20 protein-coding genes, 1 pseudogene and 1 riboswitch are annotated in these 22092 nt (G+C 72.2%); of the genes and pseudogenes, 9 read left to right on the top strand and 12 right to left on the bottom strand.

Annotated elements, in window-relative coordinates:
- Positions 1-8 precede the first annotated feature (8 nt).
- Positions 9-1208 (top strand): Gfo/Idh/MocA family protein, encoded by a 1200-nt coding sequence (locus tag ACZ66S_RS13255; RefSeq protein WP_469901596.1) that lies wholly within the window; start codon positions 9-11, stop codon positions 1206-1208.
- 29 nt (positions 1209-1237) lie between these two features.
- On the opposite strand, the gene ACZ66S_RS13250 is transcribed toward ACZ66S_RS13255, so the two are convergent.
- From ACZ66S_RS13250 to ACZ66S_RS13225, 6 genes are all read right to left on the bottom strand, one after another.
- Complete coding sequence (locus ACZ66S_RS13250) at positions 1238-1933, bottom strand: L,D-transpeptidase family protein (RefSeq protein WP_469901595.1); 696 nt, start codon at positions 1931-1933, stop codon at positions 1238-1240.
- A gap of 103 nt (positions 1934-2036) precedes the next feature.
- Positions 2037-2840, bottom strand: coding sequence for an SDR family NAD(P)-dependent oxidoreductase (locus ACZ66S_RS13245; protein ID WP_469901594.1), 804 nt, complete (start codon positions 2838-2840; stop codon positions 2037-2039).
- 238 nt (positions 2841-3078) lie between these two features.
- Positions 3079-3993: an SDR family oxidoreductase gene (locus ACZ66S_RS13240; RefSeq protein ID WP_469901593.1), complete on the bottom strand. Its 915-nt coding sequence runs from the start codon at positions 3991-3993 to the stop codon at positions 3079-3081.
- Positions 3994-4087: 94 nt separating this feature from the next.
- Positions 4088-5284 (bottom strand): serine hydrolase domain-containing protein, encoded by a 1197-nt coding sequence (locus tag ACZ66S_RS13235; protein ID WP_469901592.1) that lies wholly within the window; start codon positions 5282-5284, stop codon positions 4088-4090.
- Between the two features lie 156 nt (positions 5285-5440).
- Positions 5441-6070: an MBL fold metallo-hydrolase gene (locus tag ACZ66S_RS13230; protein ID WP_469901591.1), complete on the bottom strand. Its 630-nt coding sequence runs from the start codon at positions 6068-6070 to the stop codon at positions 5441-5443.
- The gene (locus ACZ66S_RS13225; RefSeq protein ID WP_469901590.1) at positions 6070-7155 is read right to left on the bottom strand and encodes an S-(hydroxymethyl)mycothiol dehydrogenase; all 1086 of its coding nucleotides are present in this window, start codon (positions 7153-7155) and stop codon (positions 6070-6072) included. Before ACZ66S_RS13225 ends, ACZ66S_RS13230 begins: the two co-directional genes overlap by 1 nt.
- Positions 7156-7331: 176 nt before the next feature.
- Between ACZ66S_RS13225 and ACZ66S_RS13220 the strand changes: the two genes are divergently transcribed.
- Both ACZ66S_RS13220 and ACZ66S_RS13215 read left to right on the top strand, forming a co-directional pair.
- Positions 7332-8876 (top strand): rhodanese-like domain-containing protein, encoded by a 1545-nt coding sequence (locus ACZ66S_RS13220; RefSeq protein WP_469901589.1) that lies wholly within the window; start codon positions 7332-7334, stop codon positions 8874-8876.
- Positions 8873-9622, top strand: a complete 750-nt coding sequence (locus ACZ66S_RS13215) for a sulfite exporter TauE/SafE family protein (RefSeq protein ID WP_469901588.1) — start codon at positions 8873-8875, stop codon at positions 9620-9622. The genes ACZ66S_RS13220 and ACZ66S_RS13215 overlap by 4 nt, the downstream gene beginning before the upstream one ends.
- Before the next feature lie 3 nt (positions 9623-9625).
- Here the strand turns inward: ACZ66S_RS13215 and ACZ66S_RS13210 are convergent, their stop codons facing one another.
- The gene (locus tag ACZ66S_RS13210; RefSeq protein ID WP_469901742.1) at positions 9626-9913 is read right to left on the bottom strand and encodes a metal-sensitive transcriptional regulator; all 288 of its coding nucleotides are present in this window, start codon (positions 9911-9913) and stop codon (positions 9626-9628) included.
- A gap of 90 nt (positions 9914-10003) precedes the next feature.
- Here ACZ66S_RS13210 and ACZ66S_RS13205 point away from each other — a divergent pair, with 90 nt between their 5' ends.
- Together ACZ66S_RS13205 and ACZ66S_RS13200 are read left to right on the top strand one after the other, a co-directional pair.
- The gene (locus ACZ66S_RS13205; protein ID WP_469901587.1) at positions 10004-10567 is read left to right on the top strand and encodes a rhodanese-like domain-containing protein; all 564 of its coding nucleotides are present in this window, start codon (positions 10004-10006) and stop codon (positions 10565-10567) included.
- Between the two features lie 89 nt (positions 10568-10656).
- Complete coding sequence (locus ACZ66S_RS13200) at positions 10657-12411, top strand: ABC transporter ATP-binding protein (RefSeq protein ID WP_469901586.1); 1755 nt, start codon at positions 10657-10659, stop codon at positions 12409-12411.
- Positions 12412-12495: 84 nt separating this feature from the next.
- Here the strand turns inward: ACZ66S_RS13200 and ACZ66S_RS13195 are convergent, their stop codons facing one another.
- Positions 12496-12786: a hypothetical protein gene (locus tag ACZ66S_RS13195; RefSeq protein WP_469901585.1), complete on the bottom strand. Its 291-nt coding sequence runs from the start codon at positions 12784-12786 to the stop codon at positions 12496-12498.
- A gap of 173 nt (positions 12787-12959) precedes the next feature.
- Between ACZ66S_RS13195 and ACZ66S_RS13190 the strand changes: the two genes are divergently transcribed.
- From ACZ66S_RS13190 to ACZ66S_RS13180, 3 genes are all read left to right on the top strand, one after another.
- Positions 12960-13325 (top strand): nuclear transport factor 2 family protein, encoded by a 366-nt coding sequence (locus tag ACZ66S_RS13190; RefSeq protein ID WP_469901584.1) that lies wholly within the window; start codon positions 12960-12962, stop codon positions 13323-13325.
- Positions 13326-13379: 54 nt separating this feature from the next.
- A riboswitch (ZMP/ZTP riboswitch) is annotated at positions 13380-13462 on the top strand.
- Positions 13463-13484: 22 nt separating this feature from the next.
- A complete protein-coding gene (locus ACZ66S_RS13185; RefSeq protein WP_469901583.1) occupies positions 13485-14336 on the top strand; it encodes a bifunctional 5,10-methylenetetrahydrofolate dehydrogenase/5,10-methenyltetrahydrofolate cyclohydrolase in 852 nt (283 codons plus the stop codon).
- A 165-nt stretch (positions 14337-14501) separates the two neighbouring features.
- Positions 14502-15725: a glycosyltransferase gene (locus ACZ66S_RS13180; protein ID WP_469901741.1), complete on the top strand. Its 1224-nt coding sequence runs from the start codon at positions 14502-14504 to the stop codon at positions 15723-15725.
- A 16-nt stretch (positions 15726-15741) separates the two neighbouring features.
- Here the strand turns inward: ACZ66S_RS13180 and ACZ66S_RS13175 are convergent.
- A pseudogene (locus ACZ66S_RS13175) lies at positions 15742-15879 on the bottom strand (PLP-dependent aminotransferase family protein); the annotation flags it as partial.
- Positions 15880-15937: 58 nt separating this feature from the next.
- Positions 15938-16600, bottom strand: a complete 663-nt coding sequence (locus tag ACZ66S_RS13170; protein WP_469901582.1) for a TetR/AcrR family transcriptional regulator — start codon at positions 16598-16600, stop codon at positions 15938-15940.
- Between the two features lie 184 nt (positions 16601-16784).
- Here ACZ66S_RS13170 and ACZ66S_RS13165 point away from each other — a divergent pair, with 184 nt between their 5' ends.
- Positions 16785-18029 (top strand): YncE family protein, encoded by a 1245-nt coding sequence (locus ACZ66S_RS13165; protein WP_469901581.1) that lies wholly within the window; start codon positions 16785-16787, stop codon positions 18027-18029.
- A gap of 99 nt (positions 18030-18128) precedes the next feature.
- Here ACZ66S_RS13165 and ACZ66S_RS13160 read toward each other — a convergent pair whose 3' ends face one another.
- Entirely contained in the window at positions 18129-19988 is a 1860-nt protein-coding gene (locus tag ACZ66S_RS13160) for a cellulase family glycosylhydrolase (RefSeq protein ID WP_469901580.1), read from the bottom strand.
- Positions 19989-20065: 77 nt separating this feature from the next.
- Positions 20066-22030 carry a GTP-binding protein gene (locus ACZ66S_RS13155; protein ID WP_469901579.1) on the bottom strand — a complete coding sequence of 655 codons (1965 nt, stop codon included), beginning with the start codon at positions 22028-22030 and terminating at the stop codon, positions 20066-20068.
- Between the last annotated feature and the right edge of the window lie 62 nt (positions 22031-22092).

The following is a 22092-nucleotide window of genomic DNA, read 5'->3' as shown; positions in this document are numbered from 1 at the left end:
CGCACCCCATGACGTTCTCCCTCGGCATCGTCGGCGCCGGCCAGTTCTCCGGCCAGTTCGCCACGCTGTTCCAGGCCCACCCCGGTGTCGGCGACGTGTACGTCACCGACCTGCTGCCCGAGCGGGCCGAGCAACTCGTCTCGGCGCAGGGGCTGGCGGGCACCTTCCCCACCTACGAGGCCATGCTGGAGTCGAAGGAGGTCGACGCGGTCGCGATCTTCACCCAGCGCTGGACGCACGGCCCCCTGGTGCTCCAGGGCCTGAACGCCGGCAAGCACGTGTACTCCGCGGTCCCCATGGCCATCACCACCGAGGAGATAGCGGCCATCATCGACGCGGTCCGGGCGACCGGGCTGACGTACATGATGGGCGAGACCAGCCAGTACAACCCGGCGACCGTGCACGCCCGCAACCAGATCGCCGAGGGCGCCTTCGGGCGGCTCTTCTACGCCGAGGGCGACTACGTCCACGACATGGACCTGGGGTTCTACGAGGCGTACCAGTACAGCGGCGGCGAGCGGTGGAAGGAGACCGCCAGCTATCCCCCGCTGCTCTACCCCACGCACGCGGTGGGCGGGGTGCTGGGCGCCTGGCAGACGCACGCGGTGAGCGTGTCGGCGATCGGTGTGGTCGACGACCGCGGGGACGGTGTGTTCGACAAGGAGGTCAGCCAGTTCGGCAACGACGTCTCCAACGCGACCGCGCTGTTCGAGGTGGCGGGCGGCGGTTCGTTCCGTACGAACGAGTTCCGGCGGGTGGGCTACCCCTCCCACATCCGGGAGTCGCGTTTCCGGTTCTTCGGGACCGAGGCGAGCATGGAGCAGCTCGCCACGGTCGCCCTCTGGCAGGACAAGAAGGGCGTGAAGGACATCAGCGAACTCCTGGAGCCCAAGCCCACCATGGCTCCTGACGACCCGTCACTCCAGCACATCGCGCCGGACCTGCGGGCCGCGTTCACGTCCGGGTCGGCGCCCGTGCACGACCGGGCGCGGCTGCCGCGGGAGTTCGACCACCTGCACAACGGCCACGAGGGCAGCCACCACTTCCTGGTGGACGACTTCGTGACCGCGGTCAACACCCGCACCCTGCCGTCGGTGAACGCCTGGGTGGCGGCCCGCTACACCCTGCCGGGCATCGTCGCGCACGACTCCGCACGGCAGGGCGGGGCGAGGCTGGAGATCCCGGACTTCGGGGACGCGCCTCAGTAACCCGGTGCTCAGGGCCGGGTGCCTGCCGCTCAGGTGCCCGGCTTGCGGCCGTACACGAAGACGTCGTCGCCCTTCTTCAGCAGGGACCAGTACTTCTTGGCGTCCTTGGGGGTCATGTTGGTGCAGCCGTGGGAGCCGGGCGGGTTCCACATGCTGAGGTTCACCGAGTGGAAGGCCTGGCCGCCGTCGAAGAACTGGCTGTAGGGCATGGGCACGTGGTAGATCGACGAGACGTGGTCGATGTGGCGCCAGTAGATCTTCTTCAGGCCGGTGCGGGTCTCGTAGCCGTCGCGGCCGGTGCGGACCGGGACCGGGCCGTAGACGAGCCGGCTGCCGTCCTGGATCCAGCTCAACTGGAGGGTGAGGTTCACGCAGGCGATGCGGCCCTTGTTCGTCGGGCACTTGCCGTCCCGGTTGGGGTTCGAGCCGACGGCCTTCTGCTTGTTCATGAGGTCCATCACGCCCCAGGTGACGGGCCCCGCGTAGCCGATGTTCGGGGTGATGCCGTGCTTGGTCTGGAAGGCCCTGATCGCCGTGCAGTCGGCGGCGGACTGCCTGCCGTCGACCGGGCGGCCGAGGAACTTCTCCACCTTCTTCTGGTACGGCCCCGCCTGCGTGGTGCAGCTCGCCGCCTGCGCGGGCGCGGCGCCCAGCGCGATGGTCAGCGGTGCGACGAGTCCGGTGATCCCGAGCGCGACGGCACCCCGTCTGCGTATGTCCCCCATGGCCCTGTCCCCTTCATAGGTCCTGCGATCTCACACCTCTAGACCCGTCTTCGGGCCACTTCGTTGTACCGCGGGTCGGGCTGCGACGAAACGGTGACAATGCTCACGACGGAGCGCCACGGTCCGGATGGACCGCCGTGTGGAAGCCGGTGTTGACGGCGGTGAGACCTCCGTCGACGACGAGTGCGGTGCCGGTGATCCACGCCGCGTCGCGGGAGGCGAGGAAGGCGACCGCGGCGGCGATGTCCTCGGGCTCGCCGACCCGGCCGAGGGGGTACAGCCGCCGCAGCTCGGCGATCTCGTCCTCGCGGCCTTCCCAGGCGGAGGTGCGGACCGTGCCCGGGACGACCATGTTGACGCGCACCCCGCGGGCGGCCGCGTGCCCGGCGAGCGTACGGGTCAGGGAGTGCAGGCCCGCCTTGGCGGCGCTGTAGGCGTGGTTGCCGAAGTCCTGGAGGCCGTTGACGGAGCCGATGGTGACGATCGCGCCGCGCCCCGAGGCGGCGAGGTGCGGAAGCGAGGCCTTGGAGCAGCGGTACGGTCCGCTCAGGGTGATGTCCAGGTCACGGGCCCACTCGTCGTCGGAGTCGTCCTCGAAGAGCGGGGTCTCCGGGGTGCACCGGGCGGCGCAGTTGACCAGGACGTCCAGGGAGCCGAACGCCGCCATGGTGCCGGCGACCGCCGCCTCCACGGCCGTGCGGTCCGCCACGTCGCACTCCACCGCCCGTGCGGTGAGGCCCTGTTCCCGCAGACGTGCCGCCGTCTCCTCGACCACGCGCCCGTCGCGGTCGGTCAGCATGACCCGTGCCCCCTCCTCGGCGAGCCTGCGGGCCACCGCCGCGCCGATCCCGCGGGCGGCGCCCGTGACGAGTGCCGCGTGTCCCTCGAATCGCTTGGTGTGGGTCATGCGCCGAAGATAGCCGCTCGATGATCAACGGGGCAGACGGTGTGCGTCCTTGTCCGCGTTCACACAGCAACTCCCCGCGCTCGTCGGCCTCGTCATCGGCGCCCGCGAGGACGTCGGGGAAGTCGGTCACCCTCGCCTACCGGGCCGCCGGCCACGTCGGCGACGACCGCCACCCGCACCCGCTGACGCCCGGGAAGGCCCAGCCGCTGCTCACCGGGGCGCTCCAGAGCCTGCCGGATCAGCGGTAGCCGGAGACGTCCGCCGGTTTTCCCGCGTCCTGGACCTCGACGAGATAGCGCCAGGCGTCGGGGCGGCTGCCGTCGAGGTCCGTGAAGCCGTACGTGCGGGCGAGCGAGCCGCTGTCGAGGGACTGGCCGTTCCAGCGGGCCACGTCGGGGTCGGCGGCCAGCGCGGCGACGGCGCGGCCCACGTAGCGCGGGGTCTCCGAGATGGCGAAGTGCGGGACGCGGTCCAGGGCGTCGCGCCAGTTGTCCTCCCGGACGCCGAAGTGGTCGAGCATCATCTCCGAGCGCAGCCAGCCCGGGGTGAGGGCCACGGCGGTGGCGCCGCGCGGGCCCAGTTCGTGGCCGAGGGCGAAGGCCATGCGGATGACGGAGGACTTGGCGAGGTCGTAGAAGAAGGAGGTGCGGTAGTTCTCGCGGTTGTAGGCGTCGGTTCCGTCGGTCATCTCGACGACCAGGCCGCCGGACCCGCGCAGCAGCAGCGGCAGGGCGTGGTGGCTGGTGATCGCGTGGGTGTCGATCGCGAGCCTGAGCAGCCGCAGGCCGTTGTCGAGGTCGTGCTCCCACACCGGGCTGTCCCATGCGAAGAGGTGCTCGCCGCCCCAGATGTCGTTGACGAGGACGTCGAGGCGGTCCTGCTCGTCGGCGATGCGGTCGACGAGGGCGCGGACCTGGGCGGGGTCCAGGTGGTCGGTGGGTACGGCGATCCCGTGGCCGCCGGCCGCGGTGACGAGGTCGGCGGTGTCCTCGACGGTCTCGGGGCGGTCGTACTCGGAGCGGCGGGAGCGGGTGGTGCGTCCGGTGACGTAGACGGTGGCACCCGCGGCGCCGAGTTCCACCGCGATCCCGCGTCCCGCTCCGCGTGTCGCCCCCGCGACCAGCGCGACCTTGCCCTCGAGTGCTGCGGACATGTCCGGCCTCCCGTGTCCCTCGGATGTCGTCATGTTTCGAGGGTGCCGGGGAAGCCGGACATCTTCTGTCGCCTTTTTTCGTCGTCGCGTGGACTCAGTGGGCGACCGCGCCGTCGTAGACGTGGTCCGGGGTGACGATGGAGGTGACCGCCCGGGCGAGGAGGGTGGAAGGTTCCTGGCCCCCGACGGTGATGTCCGTGTTGATCATGATGACCATGGTGGCCCGCTTCGAGGGCAGGTACACGGTCACCGTCTCGTAGCCGGGGATGGAGCCGTTGTGCCCGATCCACCCGCCCGCGTCGAAGAGGCCGAGGCCGTAGCTGAGCCCGGGGACTCCGGTCGGCAGCATCCTGAGCCGTTGCGCCTGGGTGCCGGGGCTCAGGAGTCTTCCGGTCGCCACGATCTCCGCCCAGCGGCGCAGATCGTGCAGGTCGGAGATCATCGCTCCGGCCGCCCACGCCCAGCTCGGATTCCAGTGGGTGGCGTCGGCGACCGCGCCGGTGAGGGTCTGGTCGGTGTAGCCGTGCGGATGCGGCCGGGGGAACTCCGTCCCCTGCGGCAGCAGGGTGTGACGCAGCCCGGACGGCCGCAGGATCCTCGTGTCGATGAAGTCCGCGAGCGGCTGACCGGAGACCTTCTCGACGACCAGGCCCAGCAGGACGAAGTTGGTGTTGGAGTACTGGAACCGCGTGCCCGGCGCGAAGGTGTTCTCGTGCCGGAAGGCGTAGGCGAGCAGTTCCCGGGGGGTGAAGGAGCGCTCCGGGTCGCTCAGCAGGTCATGGACGAAGTCCGGATCGGAGCTGTACGGGAACAGGCCGCTGCGCATCTCGGCGAGGTGGCGCAGGGTGATCCGGCCGCCGTTCGGCACGCCGGGGACGTAACGGGAGATCGGGTCGTCCAGTCGGACGCGGTGGTCGTCCACGAGCTCCAGCAGCGCGGTGGCCGTGAAGGTCTTGGTCTCGCTGCCGATCCGTTCGTGGACGTCGGGGGTCATCGGTCTGCCGGTCGCCTTGTCGGCGACACCGCTCGCGCGGACGTAGCACCCCTGGCCCGGGATCCACAGTCCGACGACCGCACCCGGGATGCCCGCCTGCCGACGGACGTCCTCGATCGTCCTGTCCAGCCGTGCGGTCGCGTCGGGCCCGAGGCCGCCCGGCGGACAGTGGTGCCGACCGGACGGAGGGGCGGCCGCGGCCGGGACCGCCGTCGCCGGCGTCACCGCCGTCGGGACCAGCAGGGACGCCACGAACAGGGTCGCGGCGAGCAGTCGGCGGTGGGAGGTACGTCGCATGCGGGGGCGCCTTCCAGTCACGGGCCGGAACGGCAACATCACCATCGACGGCCGGTGGGGGAAGGCGCCCGTCGCGGGGCCTACCGGCGAGTCCACTCGTTCGGAGCCGACACGTGGGCGACCCGGCGGGCGGGGATTCACACCCGCTGCGGACGCTCAGTGGCCGCGGGCGATCCACTCCTCCAGGTGGGGGGCCTCGGCCCCGATGGTGGTGGGGTCGCCGTGGCCGGTGAGGACCTTCGTCTCGGGCGGCAGGGCCAGCAGGCGGTCACGGATCGAGTCGATGATCGTCGGGAAGTGCGACCAGGAGCGGCCGGTGGCGCCCGGGCCGCCCTGGAACAGGGTGTCGCCGGTGAAGACGGTCCCCAGGCCCGGGTCGTAGAGGCAGACCGCGCCGGGGGCGTGGCCGGGGGTGTGCAGCACCTGGAGGTCGGCGCCCGCGGCCTCGATGACCTGGCCGTCGCGCAGATGGCCGTCGGGGTCCCGGTCGGGGTGGGTCTGCTTCCACAGCGGCAGGTCGTCGGGGTGCAGCCAGATGGTGGCGCCGGTGCGGTCGGCGAGGGCGGGCGCGGCGTCGATGTGGTCGTTGTGGGCGTGGGTGCAGACGATCGCGGTCAGCCTGCGGTCCCCGACGGCCTCGAGGATGGCGTCGGCGTCGTGGGCGGCGTCGATGACGACGACCTCGTGGTCGTCGCCGACGATCCAGACGTTGTTGTCGACGTCCCAGGTGCCGCCGTCGAGGCTGAACTGCCCCGAGGTGACGACACGTTCGATGCGGACCGACATCAGAGCACCACCACCGAGCGCAGGACGTCGCCGTGGTGCATGCGCTCGAACGCCTTCTCCACCTCGTCCAGTCGGATGGTCTCGGTCACGAACGCCTCCAGGTCCAGGCGGCCTTGCAGATGCAGGTCGATCAGCATGGGGAAGTCACGGCTCGGCAGGCAGTCGCCGTACCAGGACGACTTGAGGGAGCCGCCGCGTCCGAAGACGTCCAGCAGGGGGAGCTCCAGATTCATCTCGGGTGTGGGCACCCCGACGAGGACGACCGTGCCGGCGAGGTCACGGGCGTAGAAGGCCTGCTGGTACGTCTCGGGACGGCCGACCGCCTCGATGACGACGTCGGCGCCGAAGCCGCCGGTCAGTTCACGGATCGCCTCGACCGGGTCCGTGTCCTTGGAGTTGACGGTGTGGGTCGCGCCCATGGTGCGGGCCTTCTCCAGCTTCCGGTCGTCGATGTCCACGGCGATGATCTTCGCCGCGCCGGCCAGGTTCGAGCCCGCGATCGCCGCGTCACCGACGCCTCCGCAGCCGATGACGGCGACGGTGTCGCCCCGGCCGACGTTGCCCGTGTTGATCGCGGCGCCGATGCCGGCCATCACACCGCAGCCCAGCAGCCCCGCGACCGCGGCCGAGACCGAGGGGTCGACCTTGGTGCACTGTCCGGCGGCGACCAGCGTCTTCTCGGCGAAGGCGCCGATGCCGAGGGCCGGCGAGAGCTCGGTGCCGTCGGTGAGCGTCATCTTCTGCTTCGCGTTGTGGGTGTTGAAGCAGTACCAGGGCCGCCCGCGCAGACAGGCCCGGCAATTGCCGCACACGGCGCGCCAGTTGAGGATCACGAAGTCGCCGGGCGCGACGTCGGTCACCCCCTCGCCGACCGACTCCACGACACCGGCGGCCTCGTGGCCGAGCAGGAAGGGGAAGTCGTCGTTGATCCCGCCCTGCTTGTAGTGCAGGTCGGTGTGGCAGACCCCGCAGGCCTGCACCTGGACGACGGCCTCCCCCGGGCCCGGATCGGGCACGACGATCGTCTCCACCCGCACCGGCTCGTCCTTGCCGGGTGCGATCACTCCGCGTACCTCCTGCGCCATGGCCTGACCCCTTCCGTCGCCCGGTGCACGTCCCTCCGACCCTACGCGTGACTGATCAGTAACGGCACCGGTTCCCGCACGGAAAAATACCCCCCGGGGTACCTCTGCTACGGTGAACGACATACCCCCGGGGGTAATACAGCCCGCCGGGTTTCCGTGCGGAGAGGAGCGCTGTCGTGTACTTCGTGGACACCATCGAGGTGCCGGGGCTGGGCAACCGCGGCTACCTGGCGGGCGGCGCCCGCGCTGCCGTCGTGGTGGACCCGCCGCGGGACGTGGACCGGGTGATCGCGGCGGCGGCCCGGCGCGGGGTGCGGATCGCACGGGTCGTCGAGACGCACGTCCACAACGACTACGTGACCGGCGGGCTGGAGCTGGCCCGGCTCACGGGGGCCGCCTATCTGGTGCCGGCCGGGGCACGGGTGGCGTTCGAGCGTACCCCGGTCGCCGACGGGGACGTGGCGGACATCGAGGACGGGCTGGCGCTGCGGGCGCTGGCCACGCCTGGCCACACCCCGCACCACACGGCGTACGTCCTGGAGGAGGCCGGCCGGGCGGTGGCCGTCTTCACTGGCGGCTCGCTGCTGATCGGCACGGTGGGGCGCCCCGACCTGGTGGAGCCGGCCCTGACCGGGCGGCTGGCGCGGGCCCAGCACGACTCCGCGCGTCGGCTGGTGGCGGAGCTGCCGGACGGGACCGAGGTGCTGCCGACGCACGGGTTCGGCAGCTTCTGTTCCGCCGGGCGGGCGCAGGGCGGCGCGACCACGACCATCGGGCGGGAACGCGGCACGAACGAGGCCCTGGTCAAGGACGTCGACACCTTCGTCGCCGAACTGCTCGCCGGGCTGGACGGCGTGCCCGCGTACTACGCCCACATGGGTCCGGTGAACGCGCAGGGCCCCGGCCCGGTGGACCTGACCCCGCCGCACCGCGCGGACGGCGAGGAGATCGCGGCCCGGCTGGCGGCCGGCGAGTGGGTGGTGGACCTGCGGAACCGGCGCGCGTTCGCCGAGGGGCATGTCGCCGGGACCTTCAACTTCGAGGCCGAGGGGCAGCTCGCGACCCATCTGGCCTGGCTGGTGCCCTGGGGCAGGCCGATCACTCTGCTGGCCGCCTCTCCCGCCCAACTCGCCGACGCCCAGCGGGAACTGGCCCGCGTCGGCATCGACCGCCCGGCCGCGGCGGCCACCGGGTCCCCGGCCGAGTGGGTGCGGGAGGGGGACGCGCCGCGCGCGTTCCCGCGGGGGACGTTCGCCGACCTGGCCGCGCGGGGGCCCCACGGGGTCGTCGTGCTGGACGTGCGACGGGACGCGGAGCGGGCGGGCGGCCATGTCAGGGGTTCGGTGCACATCCCGTTGCACCGGCTGCGGGACCGGCTGTCGGAGATACCGGACGGCACTGTGTGGGTGCACTGCGCGGGCGGGACGCGGGCGGCCGTTGCAGCGTCGATCCTCGACGCGGTGGGCCGTGACGTGGTCGCCGTCGACGACGGGTTCGCCGCCGCGGCCGAGGCGGGGCTGCCGATGACGACGACCCCCGGGACGGCGGCGCACGAACAGACGGGCGGCGCGGAAGCCGTGCACGGGCGGCTCGGCACGGGCGGTTCGAGGGACCAGCTCCCTGACGGTGGGCGGCCCGGTGTGGACGGGGCGGCCCGGGGCGCGGCGCACGGCTCCCCCGCCGCCGGAGCCTCGGCCGGTCCTGTCGCGCGCACCCCGTGAGCGCCCTCGTTCTCGCGCTGGTCGCCGGCGGGCTCACCGGTCTGGCGCTCGGTGCGCTCGGCGGTGGCGGGAGCATGCTCGCCGTACCCGCGTTGATCTATCTGCTCGGCTTCAATCCGGCCGCGGCCACCACCGCCGGGCTCGTCGTGGTCACGCTCACCTCGGTGACCGCGCTGGTCACCCACGCCCGGGAAGGCGCGGTGCGCCGGCCGGAGGGCGCCCTGTTCGCGGCGGCGGGGCTCGTGCCCGCGGCGATCGGCGGTGCGGTGTCCGCGCGGCTGCCGTCCGGCGTGCTCACGGGGGCGTTCGCCGTGGTCGCCGCCCTCGCCGCCGTGCGGATGCTCCGGCCCTCGGCAGCGGTACGGCCGGACGGTGTGCCGGTGCGCACGAGTCGTGTCGCCCGGGCCGGGGCGGGGCTCGGCGCGGTGACCGGTGTGCTGGGCGTGGGCGGCGGCTTCCTCGCCGTACCCGCCCTGGTGAACGTCCTCGGACTGCGCATGAGGGCCGCCGTCGGGACCAGTCTGCTGGTGATCACCGTCAACTCCCTGGCCGCGCTGGCGACCCGCGCGGGCACGACCGTGGACGTCGACTGGGCCGCCGTCGCCCCGTTCGCGGGGGCCGCCGTGCTCGGCGCCTGGGACGGCAGGCGTCTGGCCGCCAAGGTGTCGGCGGACGCGCTGCGGCGGACGTTCGCCGTGGCGCTGCTGGCCGTGGCGACCTTCATGCTGGCGGACGCCGTCCTGTGACGCTCACGCCAGGGACAGGAACAACTTCTCCAGCCGGGCCTTCATCTGCTCGGTCGTCTCGCCGTCGACGCGGTTGCCCTCGGGATCGGTCAGGCACTGCTGGAGCCCCGTCGCGATGATCGCGAAACCCGCCCGGTCGAGGGCACGGGAGGCCGCGGCGAGCTGGGTGACCACGTCCTCGCAGTCCCGGCCCTCCTCGATCATCCTGATCACTCCGGAGATCTGCCCCTGCGCCCGGCGCAGCCGGTTCAGCACCGACTTGAGCTCATCGCCCTCGAACTGAAGCTCCACCATCACTCCTCTGCATACCCTTGGGGGTATTTTACCTCCTCGGGGTCACCACCGGCTGTCACCAGCCTCCCAGGAAGGATCCCGTACGACATGACCCCCACCGTTCTCGACTCCACGCAGGCGGCTTCCCGCCTGGACGAACTCACGGTCGTCGACGTCCGGGCCCCGGGCGAGTACGCCTCCGGGCATCTGCCCGGCGCGCTCAACATCCCCTTGGACCGGCTCGACCGGGCCCTGCCCGCACTGCGGGAGGTGCGCGGGGAACTGCTCCTCGTCTGCGCCTCCGGTGCCCGTTCCCTGCGTGGGTGCGAGGTCCTCGCCGAGCACGGCGTGCGGGCCGCCACCCTGGCCGGCGGCACACGGGGTTGGGCGGCGGCCGGGCAGCGGATCGACCGGCCGGCCGCGGGTGCCCCCGCCGTCTGGGCCATGGAACGCCAGGTCCGGCTCACCGCCGGAACCCTGGTCCTCGCCGGGCTCGGCCTCGGACTCCTGCACCCCGCCTGGCAGTTGCTCTCCGCGGCGGTCGCGGGCGGTCTGGTGTTCTCGGCGCTCACCGACACCTGCGGCATGGCCGCCCTGCTGGGCAGGCTGCCGCACAACAGGCCGCGGGCCACCGATCTCGGCGCGACCCTGGCCGCGCTCGCGGACCGCTGACCCCCATCGCGCCCCGTACCGCCGGGATTTGCGGGAGAGCACGGACGTAGCCTGAGGGCCCCGCACGCCGTGAGGTCCGAAGGAGCACCGTGAGCAGCACCGAGACGGAGACCGGGCCGCCGACCTGGCGGCTGCTCCTCGGATACGTACGACCGCACCGGTGGACCCTGCTGACGGGTGCCCTGCTCTCGCTCCTGACCGGGGTCACCGGTCTGCTGCTGCCGCTGGTGGCCCGGGAGTTGATCGACGACCTGTCCCACGACCGCACGATCACCGGCGCGTTGGTCGTCATGTCGGCTCTGGTCGTCGCCAACGCGGCGGTGGGGGCGCTGGGTTCGTACGTGCTGCGGCGTACCGCGGAGTCGGTGGTGCTGGGTGCGCGGCGCGCGCTGTCGTCGTATCTGCTGCGGCTGCGCGTCCCGGCCGTGGACCGCACCGAGCCCGGTGACCTGATGGCCCGGATCACCTCGGACACCACGCTGCTGCGCGAGGTCACCACCGACTCGCTCGTGGGCCTCGGCACCGGCGGGCTCACGCTGGTGGCGACCGTGGTGATGATGGGCCTGGTCGATCCGGTGCTGCTGGGCGTCACCCTGGCGGTGATCCTGGCCGCGGGCACGGTCCTCGGGGTGATCGTGCCACGCATCAACCGGGCGAGCCGGCAGGCCCAGGACGCCGTCGGCGTGATGGGCGCCGCACTGGAACGCATCCTCGGCGCGCTGCGCACGGTGAAGGCGTCCGGCGCCGAGCACCGGGAGGAGCGGACGCTGCACGCGGCGGCCGAGGAGTCGTGGCGGCAGAGCGTACGGGCCGCCAAGTGGTCGGCGGCGGCCGGCAACACGGCGGGGCTCGCGATGCAGATCGCGTTCATCACGGTGCTCGCGGTGGGCGGCGCACGGGTCGCCACCGGGGCGATCGACGTCGGCACGCTGGTCGCGTTCCTGCTGTACGTGTTCTATCTGATGTCGCCGATCCAGCAGGTCGTGGGGGCGGTCACGCAGTACCAGACCGGGGCCGCCGCGCTGGCCCGTATCGAGGAGGCGCTGCGACTGCCCGCCGAACCGGCCGCCCCGCCCGCGCCGTTGCCCGCCGACGGGGCCGCGCCGGCCTCCGTCGCCTTCACCGACGTCCGGTTCCGGTACGCCGAGGATCTGCCGTACGTCCATCACGGGGTGACGTTCGCGGTGCCCGCGCGGGGGATGACGGCGTTCGTCGGGCCGTCGGGGGCGGGAAAGACGACGGTGTTCTCGCTGATCGAGCGGTTCTACGATCCCGAGGCCGGGGTCGTGACGCTGGACGGCCGCGATCTCGCGGACTGGGATCTGCCCCGGCTCCGGTCCGCGATCGGGTACGTGGAGCAGGACGCGCCCGTCCTGTCCGGCTCGCTGCGGGAGAACCTGCTGCTCGGGAACCCGGAGGCGGACGAGGACGCGCTGGCGCGGGTGCTGCGGACGACCCGGTTGGACGGTCTGGTGGCCAAGCTGCCCGGCGGGCTGGAGACGCTGGTCGGGCACCGCGGGACCAAGCTGTCCGGCGGGGAGCGGCAGCGGGTGGCGATCGCCCGGGCCCTGCTGCGGCGGCCCCGGCTGTTGCTGCTGGACGAGGCCACCTCGCAGTTGGACGCGGTGAACGAGGCGGCCCTGCGGGACACGGTGGCGGAGGTGGCGCGCACGACCACGGTGCTGGTCGTCGCGCACCGGCTGTCCACGGTGACGATGGCCGACCGGATCGTGGTCATGGACGCGGGGCGCGTCCGCGCGGTGGGGACGCATCGGGAACTGGTCGAGGGCGATCCTCTGTACGCGGAACTCGCGGCGACCCAGTTCCTCGCCACGGCGGGCTGAGCGCGGGGGCGGGTCCCGGCGGGGACGGACATGCGTCGAGGGCCACCCGGCGGTCCGGGTGGCCCTCGCAGTTCCGTGCGGAGGTCAGTGGACGGCCGGCACCAGCCCGGTGACGGGGGCGACGAGACCGGTGACCTGACCGAGCTGGTTCAGGTCGTTGACCCGGTTGAGGCCGGCGAGCTGCCGGGAGACCGGCGGGATCTCGTCCCTGTGCTCCACGGGGATCTCGCTCGACGCGAGCGAGTCGAGCACGGTGACCGGGTTGAGCCCGGCGTCCGAGGCGGCCGCGTCGGCCGCGTTCGCGAGGGGGGCGGTGAGACCGGTGACGCCGACGGCGAGACCGACGGCGGCAACGATACGGCGAGTTGAGATCATGTTGTCAGCAACGCCGCCGGGCCCCTCCCGGACACGGCCGGCCGATGCCCCTCACCCGTCAGGCGGAGCGCCCGTCCCGCGCTTGCCGTGGCCGCCGGGACGGAGGAGTCTCGAAGAAACAGCCCTGCGCGACCCCGCTCCCTGTCGGGTCGCGGCCCTCGAAGGAGGTCACCATGGGCACCGCGGCAAGCCCCGGATTCACCAGCGAAACCCTCCGCAGCGGCATCGAAGGAAACTCCGCGTCGAACCTTCTGTCGCTCTACGCGGACGACGCCGAGATACGCGTCGTCGACCGCAACAGTCAGCCCAGCCACCCCAAGGTGGTGCACGGCAGGGACGAGATCGGCGCGATGCTCGACGACGTCTACAGCCGGGACATGACGCACACGATGGAACGGTGTGTCGTCGACGGCGACCACGTCGCCTTCACCGAGTCCTGTCTGTACTCCGACGGCGTACGCGTCCTGTCCGAGTCGATGCTGACGCTCCGGGACGGCAAGATCGTCGAACAGACCGTGATCCAGGCCTGGGACGAGTGACGGAAGGACGCCGAGGGGCCGGACCCGGCCGTCGTACCGCGTCGGTTAATGTGATGTCCGGACCGTGACTGGCGCTGAGGTGGAGCACCACCGTGGAGCGGTCCGCACACTCGATGCCGTGCGCCTGGGCGATTCCTTCGATCGGCTCAGGAGTGGATCATGTCCCAGGCACGGCTGCTGGACGGCACCGCGTTCGCCCGGCGCATCGTCGAGGAGACCGCGAAGCGGGCCGCCGACCTCACCGCGCGCACCGGCCGGGCGCCCTGTCTCGCGACGGTCCTCGTCGGCGAGGACCCCGCCTCCGTCACCTACGTCCGGATGAAGCGCAACCGGTGCCGCACGGCCGGCATCGAGTCGCGGCACGTGGAACTGCCCACGGCCACCACCACCGAGGAGCTGGTCGGCACGCTGCGCGCCCTGTCCGCCGACCCCGGTGTGCACGGCATCCTGCTCCAGCACCCGATGGGCCCGCACATCGACGAGCGGGCCGCGTTCGAGGCGATCGCTCCGGAGAAGGACGTCGACGGCGTCACCTTCGCCTCCTTCGCGACGATGAGCTTCGGCCTGCCGGGGTTCGTGTCGTGCACCCCGGGCGGGATCATGCGCCTGCTCGACGAGTACGGCGTCGATCCGTCCGGCAAGCGGGCCGTGGTCGTGGGCCGCAGCGCGATCCTCGGCAAGCCGGCCGGGATGCTGCTGCTCGCCCGGGACGCCACGGTGACCTACTGCCACTCCCGTACGACGGACCTGTCGGCGGCCGTACGGGAGGCGGACATCGTGGTCGCCGCGGTGGGCCGGCCCCGGCTGATCCGCGGCCAGGACATCAAGCCCGGCGCGGTCGTCGTCGACGCCGGCTACAACGCGGGCAACGTCGGTGACGTCGACTTCGACTCCGCGGTGGAGCGGGCCTCACTGATCACGCCGGTGCCGGGCGGGGTCGGTCCGATGACCATCGCCACGCTGCTGGAGCAGACCGTGCGGGCGGCGGAGACGGCGGCCCGGGAGGGCTAGGTCAGTTCGGCGTCCACTTCTGGTTGTTCTGGCCGTTGCAGTCCCGGATCACGGAGCGTTCGGCGAGACCTCGGCTGCGGTGCGGGTGAACTGGCCGATGCGCACGGGTCGTTCGCACGGGGCGCCGGCGCCCGGCGCCATACTGTCGGCGTGCGAGTAGCGATCATGACAGCGGGTTCCCGGGGTGACGTGGCTCCCTTCACCGGGCTGGGGCACGGTCTGGCGCGGGCCGGGCACGAGGTCACGCTGGTCACCCACGGCCGCTTCGAGCCGCTGGCCACGCGGGCCGGCCTCGGCTTCCACGCCCTGCCGCTCGATCCCCGCGCCGAGCTGGAGTCCTCGCGCGGGCGCGCCCTGCACCGCAGCACGACCGGCGTGGGCAAGCTGGTGCGGGTGGTGTCCATGGCGCGGGAGCTGGCCGTGGAGATGGTCGACGACCTGGTGGCCGCCGCCCGGGTGAGCGACGCGCTGCTCCTGTCCGGCTCGGTGGCACCACTCGGCCACGCCATCGCCGAGGGCCTGCGCCTGCCGAGTCTCGGCCTCAATCTCCAACCCCTCGCTCCCACCCGGGAGTTCGCGCCGCCCATGCTGGGCGTCGGCTCCTGGGGCCGCCTGGGCAACCGGGTCGCCGGGCTGGGCCTGAACCTGGCAGTGGAGCAGGTCTTCGCCGCGGCCCTCCCCCCGCTCCGGGCCCGCCTGGACCTGCCACGCACGGGCCCCACCGCGGCACTGCGCACCCGCGAACGACAGGGCTGGCCGGTCCTGCACGGCTTCAGTCCACGGGTGGTCGCCCGGCCCGGCGACTGGCGGTCCGGGCTGGACGTGACGGGCTACTGGTGGCCGTACGACGGCGACGCGCCGCTCCCCGACGACCTGCTGCGGTTCCTCGGGGCCGGCCCGCCGCCGGTGTTCGTGGGTCTGGGCAGCGCGACCGTGCCCGACCCCGAGCGGATCAGCGCCGCGATCGTGCGGGCGCTGCGCCGGGCCGGTCTGCGCGGAGTGGTCCAGCGCGGCTGGGCGGGCCTGTCGGCGACGGGCGACGACATGCTGACCGTCGACGAGGTGCCGCACTCCGCGCTCTTCCCGCGGATGGCGGCCGTGGTCCACCACGCGGGCGCGGGTACGACGGCGGCGGGTCTGCGCGCCGGGGTGCCGGCGGTACCGGTACCGGTCCAGTTCGACGAGAGCTTCTGGGCGGCGCGGCTGGTGGCGCTGGGCGTGGCCCCGCGGGCCCTGCCGCTGCGGCGCCTGAGCGCCGACACGCTGGAGGCGGCCCTGCTCCGGGTCACGCGGGAGGCGGAGTACCGGGAGCAGGCGCGGGAGCTCGGGGCGCGCATCCGTGAGGAGGACGGTGTGACACCGGTGCTGGAGGCGGTGGCCGGGCTCTGACGCACCGGTCCGCCGGCCGGAGCGCGGGTCCGAGCGTCCTGGAGGCCGTCCCGAGGGGGGCGACCTGCCCCGGGTCCGACCCCTGGAGCGTCCCGATGGGCTGCCGGTCGTGGCGGGACTCGCCGTCGTGGTCTTCTTCGACGATCAACGTCCCAGTGGATCAGCGTCGGCTGCCGCGAGGGGTGCGCGTCACGAGGGTCGGGACGGCCCGCTCACTCCCGGCCCGTGTCCCACCCGGGCGGCCGCAGGATGCCCAGCAACTGGCGGACCAGTTCCTCCACCACCTCGTCCAGGGTGGCGTCCACCCATCCGGCGTTCCAGTCGTGCAGCAGCCCGTTGACGCTGCCGATGAAGCCGGTCGCCGCGAGCCGGTAGTCCCGCCGGGCCGCCTCGCCCCGCGCGACGGCCCGGTCCGCCTCGGCGCAGACCAGGTCGACCCAGTGCGCCCGACGGGCCAGCCGCTGCTCCTCGAGCCGCGCGCTGACGCCGATGATCTCGACGAACGTGATCCGCACCCGGCGGGGATCGGATGTGACGCTCGCCGCGTACGCCCGGAAGATCGCGGCCGCGCGCTCGGCGAGCGGCATGTGGTCCGCGTCGGCCACCGCGGCCATCACGGCCGCCGTCGCCCAGTCGTTGACCTCCAGATGAAGCGCGGCCAAAACGTCCTCAAGGGTGCGGAACTCCTCGTAGAACTGGCGGGTGGACAGGCCCGCGGCCTCGCTGAGGGCCGCGACGGTCGTGGCGCGGTAACCGGGCGCGTCCCCGAAGAGCTGGAGCGCCGCGTCCAGGAAGCGGCGGCGCCGCTCGGCCTGCCGCTCCGCGGCTGTCTTGCCGCCGTAGCGACCGGTCGGGGCCTTGAGCCTGCCCGTCACCGAACCTCCCACCCGGGCCGGAGCGTCCGGCCTCCCGTATGAGCGCCAATTTTGTCGTGCACGCAGTCTTGTGGAGAAGGGCACACCTTCCTTACTTTGCAGTAAGTTGACTCTGAAAGCACGCGTCTTCAGTTTCGCCGTCTTGGCATGCCCCTGTCATGAGCCGCCCCGAGGGAGACCCGCCATGCCTGTTCTCAAGCCCGGACGCCTGTGTGCCATGGCCGCCGCCGTCGTCCTGACCGCCACCGTCCCCGCGACCGTCGCCTCCGCCGCGGACCCCGCCGCCCTGCGCGAGGTGCTGTTCGTGGGCAACAACTGGGACGGCACCGCCGAGGTCATCAAGTCCTCCGGCGACCCGGCGAAAATCGGCCGGATCAACGTCATCCCCGACAAGGACGCGCGGATGGCGGAGATCAACGCCGACCCGATCAAGTGGATCTACTTCATGGCGATCCGCAACAGCGTCGGCGAGGGCCACGACCAGTTCGTCGACGACATGTACTCCACGCCGGACGGCAGGTCGGTCGTCGTCTCACGGCCGAGCTTCGCGGACGTGGTGTCGATCGACCTGGCCACCGGGAAGATCAACTGGCGCTTCAAGGTCTCGGGGTACCGCGCCGACCACATGGCGGTCTCCCCCGACGGCACCCGGGTCGCGGTCTCCGCCTCCACCGCGAACACCGTGCACGTGCTGAACATCACCACAGGTCAGCAGCTCGGCTCGTTCGCCACCGGCGACAAGCCGCACGAGAACATCTTCAGCAAGGACGGCAAGTACATCTGGAACATGGCGATCGGCGACGTGAACACCGACTCCGACGCGCCCTGGCTGGACTGGACGAAGGGCGACCGGCACATCACGGTGGTGGACGCGACCACCTACAAGCAGGTCAGGACCATCGACATGCGGGACAGGCTGAACGCGATCGGCCTCACGGACTACTCGGACGCCGTCCGTCCGGCCGTGTTCTCGCCGGACGAGTCCAAGCTGTACTTCCAGGTGTCGTTCTTCAACGGCTTCTTCGAGTACGACCTCGCCACCGACAGGATCACCCGCACCAAGACCCTGCCGAAGAACCCGGCGACCAGCGACGACCGCACCACCATGGTCAACGACTCGCGCCACCACGGCCTTTCGATGAGCCCGGACGGCAGCAAGCTGTGTGTCGCGGGCACCATGGACGACTACGCGACCGTCGTGAACCGCGCCACCCTCCAGGAGGGCCCGCTCGTGCCCGCCTCGAAGCCGTACTGGGCGACCGTCAGCGGCGACGGCAAGAGCTGTGTCGTGTCCGAGAGCGGTGCCGACCAGGTCACCGCGATCGACTTCGCGACCGGGCAGAAGACGGCGTCCGTGCCGGTGGGCGACCACCCGCAGCGCGTGCGGCTGGGCCACGTGGCCGCGGACTGGACCAGCCCCTCCTCGTAGGCCGGGAGCGTCCGGGACCCTCGGAGCCGGGTACGCCTCGACGCGGAGGCGTACCCGGCTTTCGGGTGTCGGTCCCGGGCCAAGCCGGTCCCGCTGTGCTCAGCCGAACTTCTGCGCGACCCAGGCCGCCAGCTCCGCCTGGGCCGCGCTCAGCGCGGACGCGGAGGGCGCCGCGGCCCCGTTGGTCACCAGCGCGTAGTGCAGGACGCCGGAGTCCGAGTCGGTGAGGAGCAGCCGGCGGCTGCCCGTGCCACCGGGTTCGGGAGCCGCGCCGACCGGCGCCGACGAGATGTAGGCGGCCGGGCCGTGGACGGTGCCCAGGTCGGAGACCACCGTGGTCGTCGCGGTCGGGAAGGAGGCCGGCAGGTGGAGCTCGGTGGGCGCCGAGCCGCTCGCCGAGCGCCACACCAGCACCGCGTACTGACCGGCCCCGACCAGGGACGACACCGCGGGGAGCGTGCTCGGTACCGGGTTCCAGGTCAGGGTCGTGGAGCCGTCGCGCGAGCGGTCCTCGTAGGTGAAGGCGGCCGTCGTGCCCGAGGTGGCGCCGGGGTAGACCCGGTCGAGGAGCCGGGCGTCCTGGCGGAGCACCGCCGTGCCGGAGTCGTCGAGCCGCACGGCCGACAGGTCCTCGTCGTTCCAGGCGTCGCCCGAGCTCTTCACCTTGTCGGGGTTGTCGTTCATCAGCTCGTGGTGACGGCCGTTGTAGATGTCCCACTGCCACTGGCTGCCGGAGAGGACGGGCCCCGAACCGGCGGGCGCGGACCACCATCCGGCGCCCTTCACCCGGGAGTCGAGGGCCTGGTACATGGCCTTGAGGACGGTCGGCGCCTTGCCGGCGGTCGAGCCGTTCAGGGGGTGTCCGAACTCGCTGACCACGGCCGTCGTCCCGGCCGCCGCCGCGCGGTCGCGTACCGTGCCGAAGTCGCCGGCGTACTGCCCGTCGGAGGCGTTGCCCCACATCAGGATGCCGGAGATGGCCTTCTGGTCGTAGAAGTGGGTGTTGAAGACGTACCGGGAGCCGAGCGTGCCGGCGTCGAGGAGGCCGCCCTCCTCCTTGCTGACGTTGCCGTTCCAGAAGAGGTTGGGCTCGACCAGGGCGGGCTTGTCCGTCCAGCCCGCCGCGTCCATCCGGTCCCGGAACCTCACGTAGAAGGGCCAGAGCAGGTCGCGTTCCCAGGTGCGGCTGTTCTGCCCGGAGTCGTACGTGCCGGCGTAGGGCTCGTTGTAGGGGTCGAAGCCGACCACTCCGGCGAACTCCCCGGCGCTGAGGTTGGCCTTGAGGTACGCCATGGTCTTCTGGGCGGTGGCCAGGAAGGCGTCCTGGAGGCCGTACCTGTTGTGCCAGAAGTCGTACTGGGCCGCCTTCACCGCGCCGTTCTGGGTGATGTTCTGGCCCCACAGCAGGCAGATGCCGCAGGACTCGGCGGGGTAGCCGCCGAGCGCCACGGCCCACGCGGGGGCGCCGTCGCCGGTGTACCAACTGCCCGAGTTGAAGAGCCAGCGGGAGTACAGGTCCTGGTGGAAGTCGGGGTAGACGCGGATGCCCGCGTCGAGGAACGCCCGCATCTGCGCGGTGGCGTTCGCCAGGTAGGCGCTGTCGACCTGGCCCTTCACCGGCTCCGCGGCGGCCCACGAGAGCAGGAAGCGCACGGAGTTGCCGCCGCCGAGGGCTCTGAGCGCGGTGGCCGACTTCCTGGCGTCGGCGACCGAGGCGAAGGGCAGGCCCTTGTTCTCGGCGAGCTTGGTCTCGCCGGAGACGTTGTAGCCGCGCAGCACGACCTCGCGGCCGTTGCCGTCGACGAACCGTCCGTTCTGGACGGTGAGGGGCGTGTCGTCGAACGGCAGGGAGTCGGTGAGGGCGGCGGCGGGGGCGGGCCGGGCACCCGCGACCGTCAGGAATCCACAGAGGACAACCAGAACAACGAGCAGACGTGCGCGTTTATTCGGCATGTCCATTACAGTCCGGCCATTTCGGTACAACGTCAACACCATCTGACTGATGAGTAAGTTTCACTTTCGCCGCCTGCGACGCCTCATCCGCCGACGCGACGCGTCACGTTCAACAGGTACTCCTTCCGGTTGAGGGGGTTGTGATCACTGCGTGGGCGCCGCGGAACGGTTCCGTGCGAGACCGGCGCGTAGTGGTCGAAGCCGCTCTCCAACTCCCCCTCGCCGCGCGTCAGTCCGGGCAGCCGCTGCTCCAGGCCGTGCACCCGGGCGGCCGGTACCGCACCCTCCAGGACGCACCGGTCGCCCCGGGTCCCGGTCGTCCGCGGCACGCCCCGCAGCGCCGCCAACACCGGCAGCAGGGCGCCGAGGGTGTCGGCCGGAGCCTCGATACGGAAGCGGTGCATCGGCTCGTACACCTGGGTGCCCGCCCGGCGCAGCGCCTCGGCCAGGACCAGCGGGGTCAGGCCCCGGAAGTCGGCCCCGGTGCTGGACATGCTCTTGTCGAAGCCCTGGTGGGCGTGGCTCTGCCGGGGGCAGTAGCCGCAACGGGTCAGGGTGACCGTGCAGTCGGTGACCTGCCAGCCGGCGAGGCCCTGCCCGAGGGTCTCGCGCACGGTGTCCTCGACGGCCTTGAAGAAGGCGTACGGCATGGCCCCGAGCTCCACCTCCAGCCGGAAGGCCACGCCCGAGCCGACCGGCGCCGGGTCGACACGCAGACCGACGGTGGCGAGGAAGGGGTTGCCGTCCTTCTTGACGAACTCGGCGGCCTCGCCCGTCCCGGCCGGCCGCTCGACGCACAGGGGCGTGGTCTCGCGGAAGGCGACGCCGAGGCCGAACTCCTCGGCGAGCGTGGCCTGGACGACCTCCTTCTGAACCTCGCCGTACAGGGAGACGGAGGTCTCCTGGCGGACCTCGTCGTGGCGCAGGCCGATCAGCGGGTCCTGCTCGGCGAGCCGGGTCAGGGCGAGGTGGAGGGACCTGGCGTCCGTGTCCGGGCCCGGCACGACGACCGTCTCGAGGGAGGGCGGGGCGAAGAAGTGGCCGTGGGCCGCGCGCGGTTCGCCGAGGGCGTCGCCCACCCGGATGTCGGCGAGGCCCCGGAGCCTGGCGATCCGGCCCGCCGGGACCGCCTCCCGAGGGACCTCGGTGCCGCCGTCGAAGACGCTGATCGCGGTGACACGGCCCTCCGTGCGCGCCTCGCCGAACGGCACTCTGTCGCGGATGCCGAGGGTGCCGGAGAACAGGCGCGCGTACGCGATCTTCTCCCCCGCGGGCCCCCGCTCGACCTTGAACACCGTGCCGGAGACGGGCCCTTCCGGGTCGCCGTCGGCGGCGGGCAGCAACTCCCGGATGCCGGTGATCAGTTCGGGCACGCCCGCTCCCGTGGCCGCCGACCCGAAGTACACCGGGTGCACCAGGGCCCGCCCGGTCTGCGCGGCCAGTGCCCCGCGCAGCAGCCCTTCGTCGACCCGCCCCTCGACCCAGGCCGTCAGCAGGTCGTCGTCATGGTCGGTGAGGACGTCGTAGGCGCCGATGCCCGCACGGAACCGGGCGTCCCGGGTGCCGGGGCCGGACACCGTCCCCATCGGCACGATCGCCGGAGTGAGCCGCTCGGCGAGGGCCCGCAGGACAGCGTCGTAACGTGCTCCGCGGCGGTCGATCTTGTTGACGAAGACGAGGGTGGGGATGCGCAGCCGCTGGAGGGTCCGCATCAGGACCCGGGTCTGCGCCTGGACGCCCTCGACGGCCGAGACCACCAGGACCGCTCCGTCGAGGACGCCGAGGACCCGCTCCACCTCGGCGATGAAGTCCGGGTGGCCGGGGGTGTCGATGAGGTTGACGGTCGTGTCGTCCACCGCGAAGGAGACGACGGCCGACTTGATGGTGATCCCCCGCCGGCGCTCCAGCGCGAGGGTGTCGGTCTGTGTGCTGCCGGCGTCGACGCTGCCGATCTCGTCGATGACTCCGGCCGAGTGCAGCAGCCGCTCGGTCAGGCTGGTCTTACCGGCGTCGACGTGGGCGAGGATCCCGAGGTTGAGCAGGTGCACGAAGCGTCATGTCCTTTGCAGCGAGGGAGATTCCTTCCGGGACGGACATGGACGCAGTGCGC

This window comes from Streptomyces sp. NPDC107471 (assembly GCF_055582845.1).
Note: the sequence above shows the minus strand (reverse complement) of the source record. Positions and strands in the feature narration are given on the sequence as shown.

Coding starts and splice junctions, on each gene's coding strand:
- ACZ66S_RS13180 (WP_469901741.1), top strand. CDS start 14,502: ATGACAGCGGGTTCCCGGGGTGACGTGGCTCCCTTCACCGGGCTGGGG.
- ACZ66S_RS13250 (WP_469901595.1), bottom strand. CDS start 1,933: ATGGGGGACATACGCAGACGGGGTGCCGTCGCGCTCGGGATCACCGGA.
- ACZ66S_RS13255 (WP_469901596.1), top strand. CDS start 9: ATGACGTTCTCCCTCGGCATCGTCGGCGCCGGCCAGTTCTCCGGCCAG.
- ACZ66S_RS13165 (WP_469901581.1), top strand. CDS start 16,785: ATGCCTGTTCTCAAGCCCGGACGCCTGTGTGCCATGGCCGCCGCCGTC.
- ACZ66S_RS13190 (WP_469901584.1), top strand. CDS start 12,960: ATGGGCACCGCGGCAAGCCCCGGATTCACCAGCGAAACCCTCCGCAGC.
- ACZ66S_RS13245 (WP_469901594.1), bottom strand. CDS start 2,840: ATGACCCACACCAAGCGATTCGAGGGACACGCGGCACTCGTCACGGGC.
- ACZ66S_RS13160 (WP_469901580.1), bottom strand. CDS start 19,988: ATGGACATGCCGAATAAACGCGCACGTCTGCTCGTTGTTCTGGTTGTC.
- ACZ66S_RS13225 (WP_469901590.1), bottom strand. CDS start 7,155: ATGGCGCAGGAGGTACGCGGAGTGATCGCACCCGGCAAGGACGAGCCG.
- ACZ66S_RS13235 (WP_469901592.1), bottom strand. CDS start 5,284: ATGCGACGTACCTCCCACCGCCGACTGCTCGCCGCGACCCTGTTCGTG.
- ACZ66S_RS13185 (WP_469901583.1), top strand. CDS start 13,485: ATGTCCCAGGCACGGCTGCTGGACGGCACCGCGTTCGCCCGGCGCATC.
- ACZ66S_RS13195 (WP_469901585.1), bottom strand. CDS start 12,786: ATGATCTCAACTCGCCGTATCGTTGCCGCCGTCGGTCTCGCCGTCGGC.
- ACZ66S_RS13230 (WP_469901591.1), bottom strand. CDS start 6,070: ATGTCGGTCCGCATCGAACGTGTCGTCACCTCGGGGCAGTTCAGCCTC.
- ACZ66S_RS13240 (WP_469901593.1), bottom strand. CDS start 3,993: ATGTCCGCAGCACTCGAGGGCAAGGTCGCGCTGGTCGCGGGGGCGACA.
- ACZ66S_RS13205 (WP_469901587.1), top strand. CDS start 10,004: ATGACCCCCACCGTTCTCGACTCCACGCAGGCGGCTTCCCGCCTGGAC.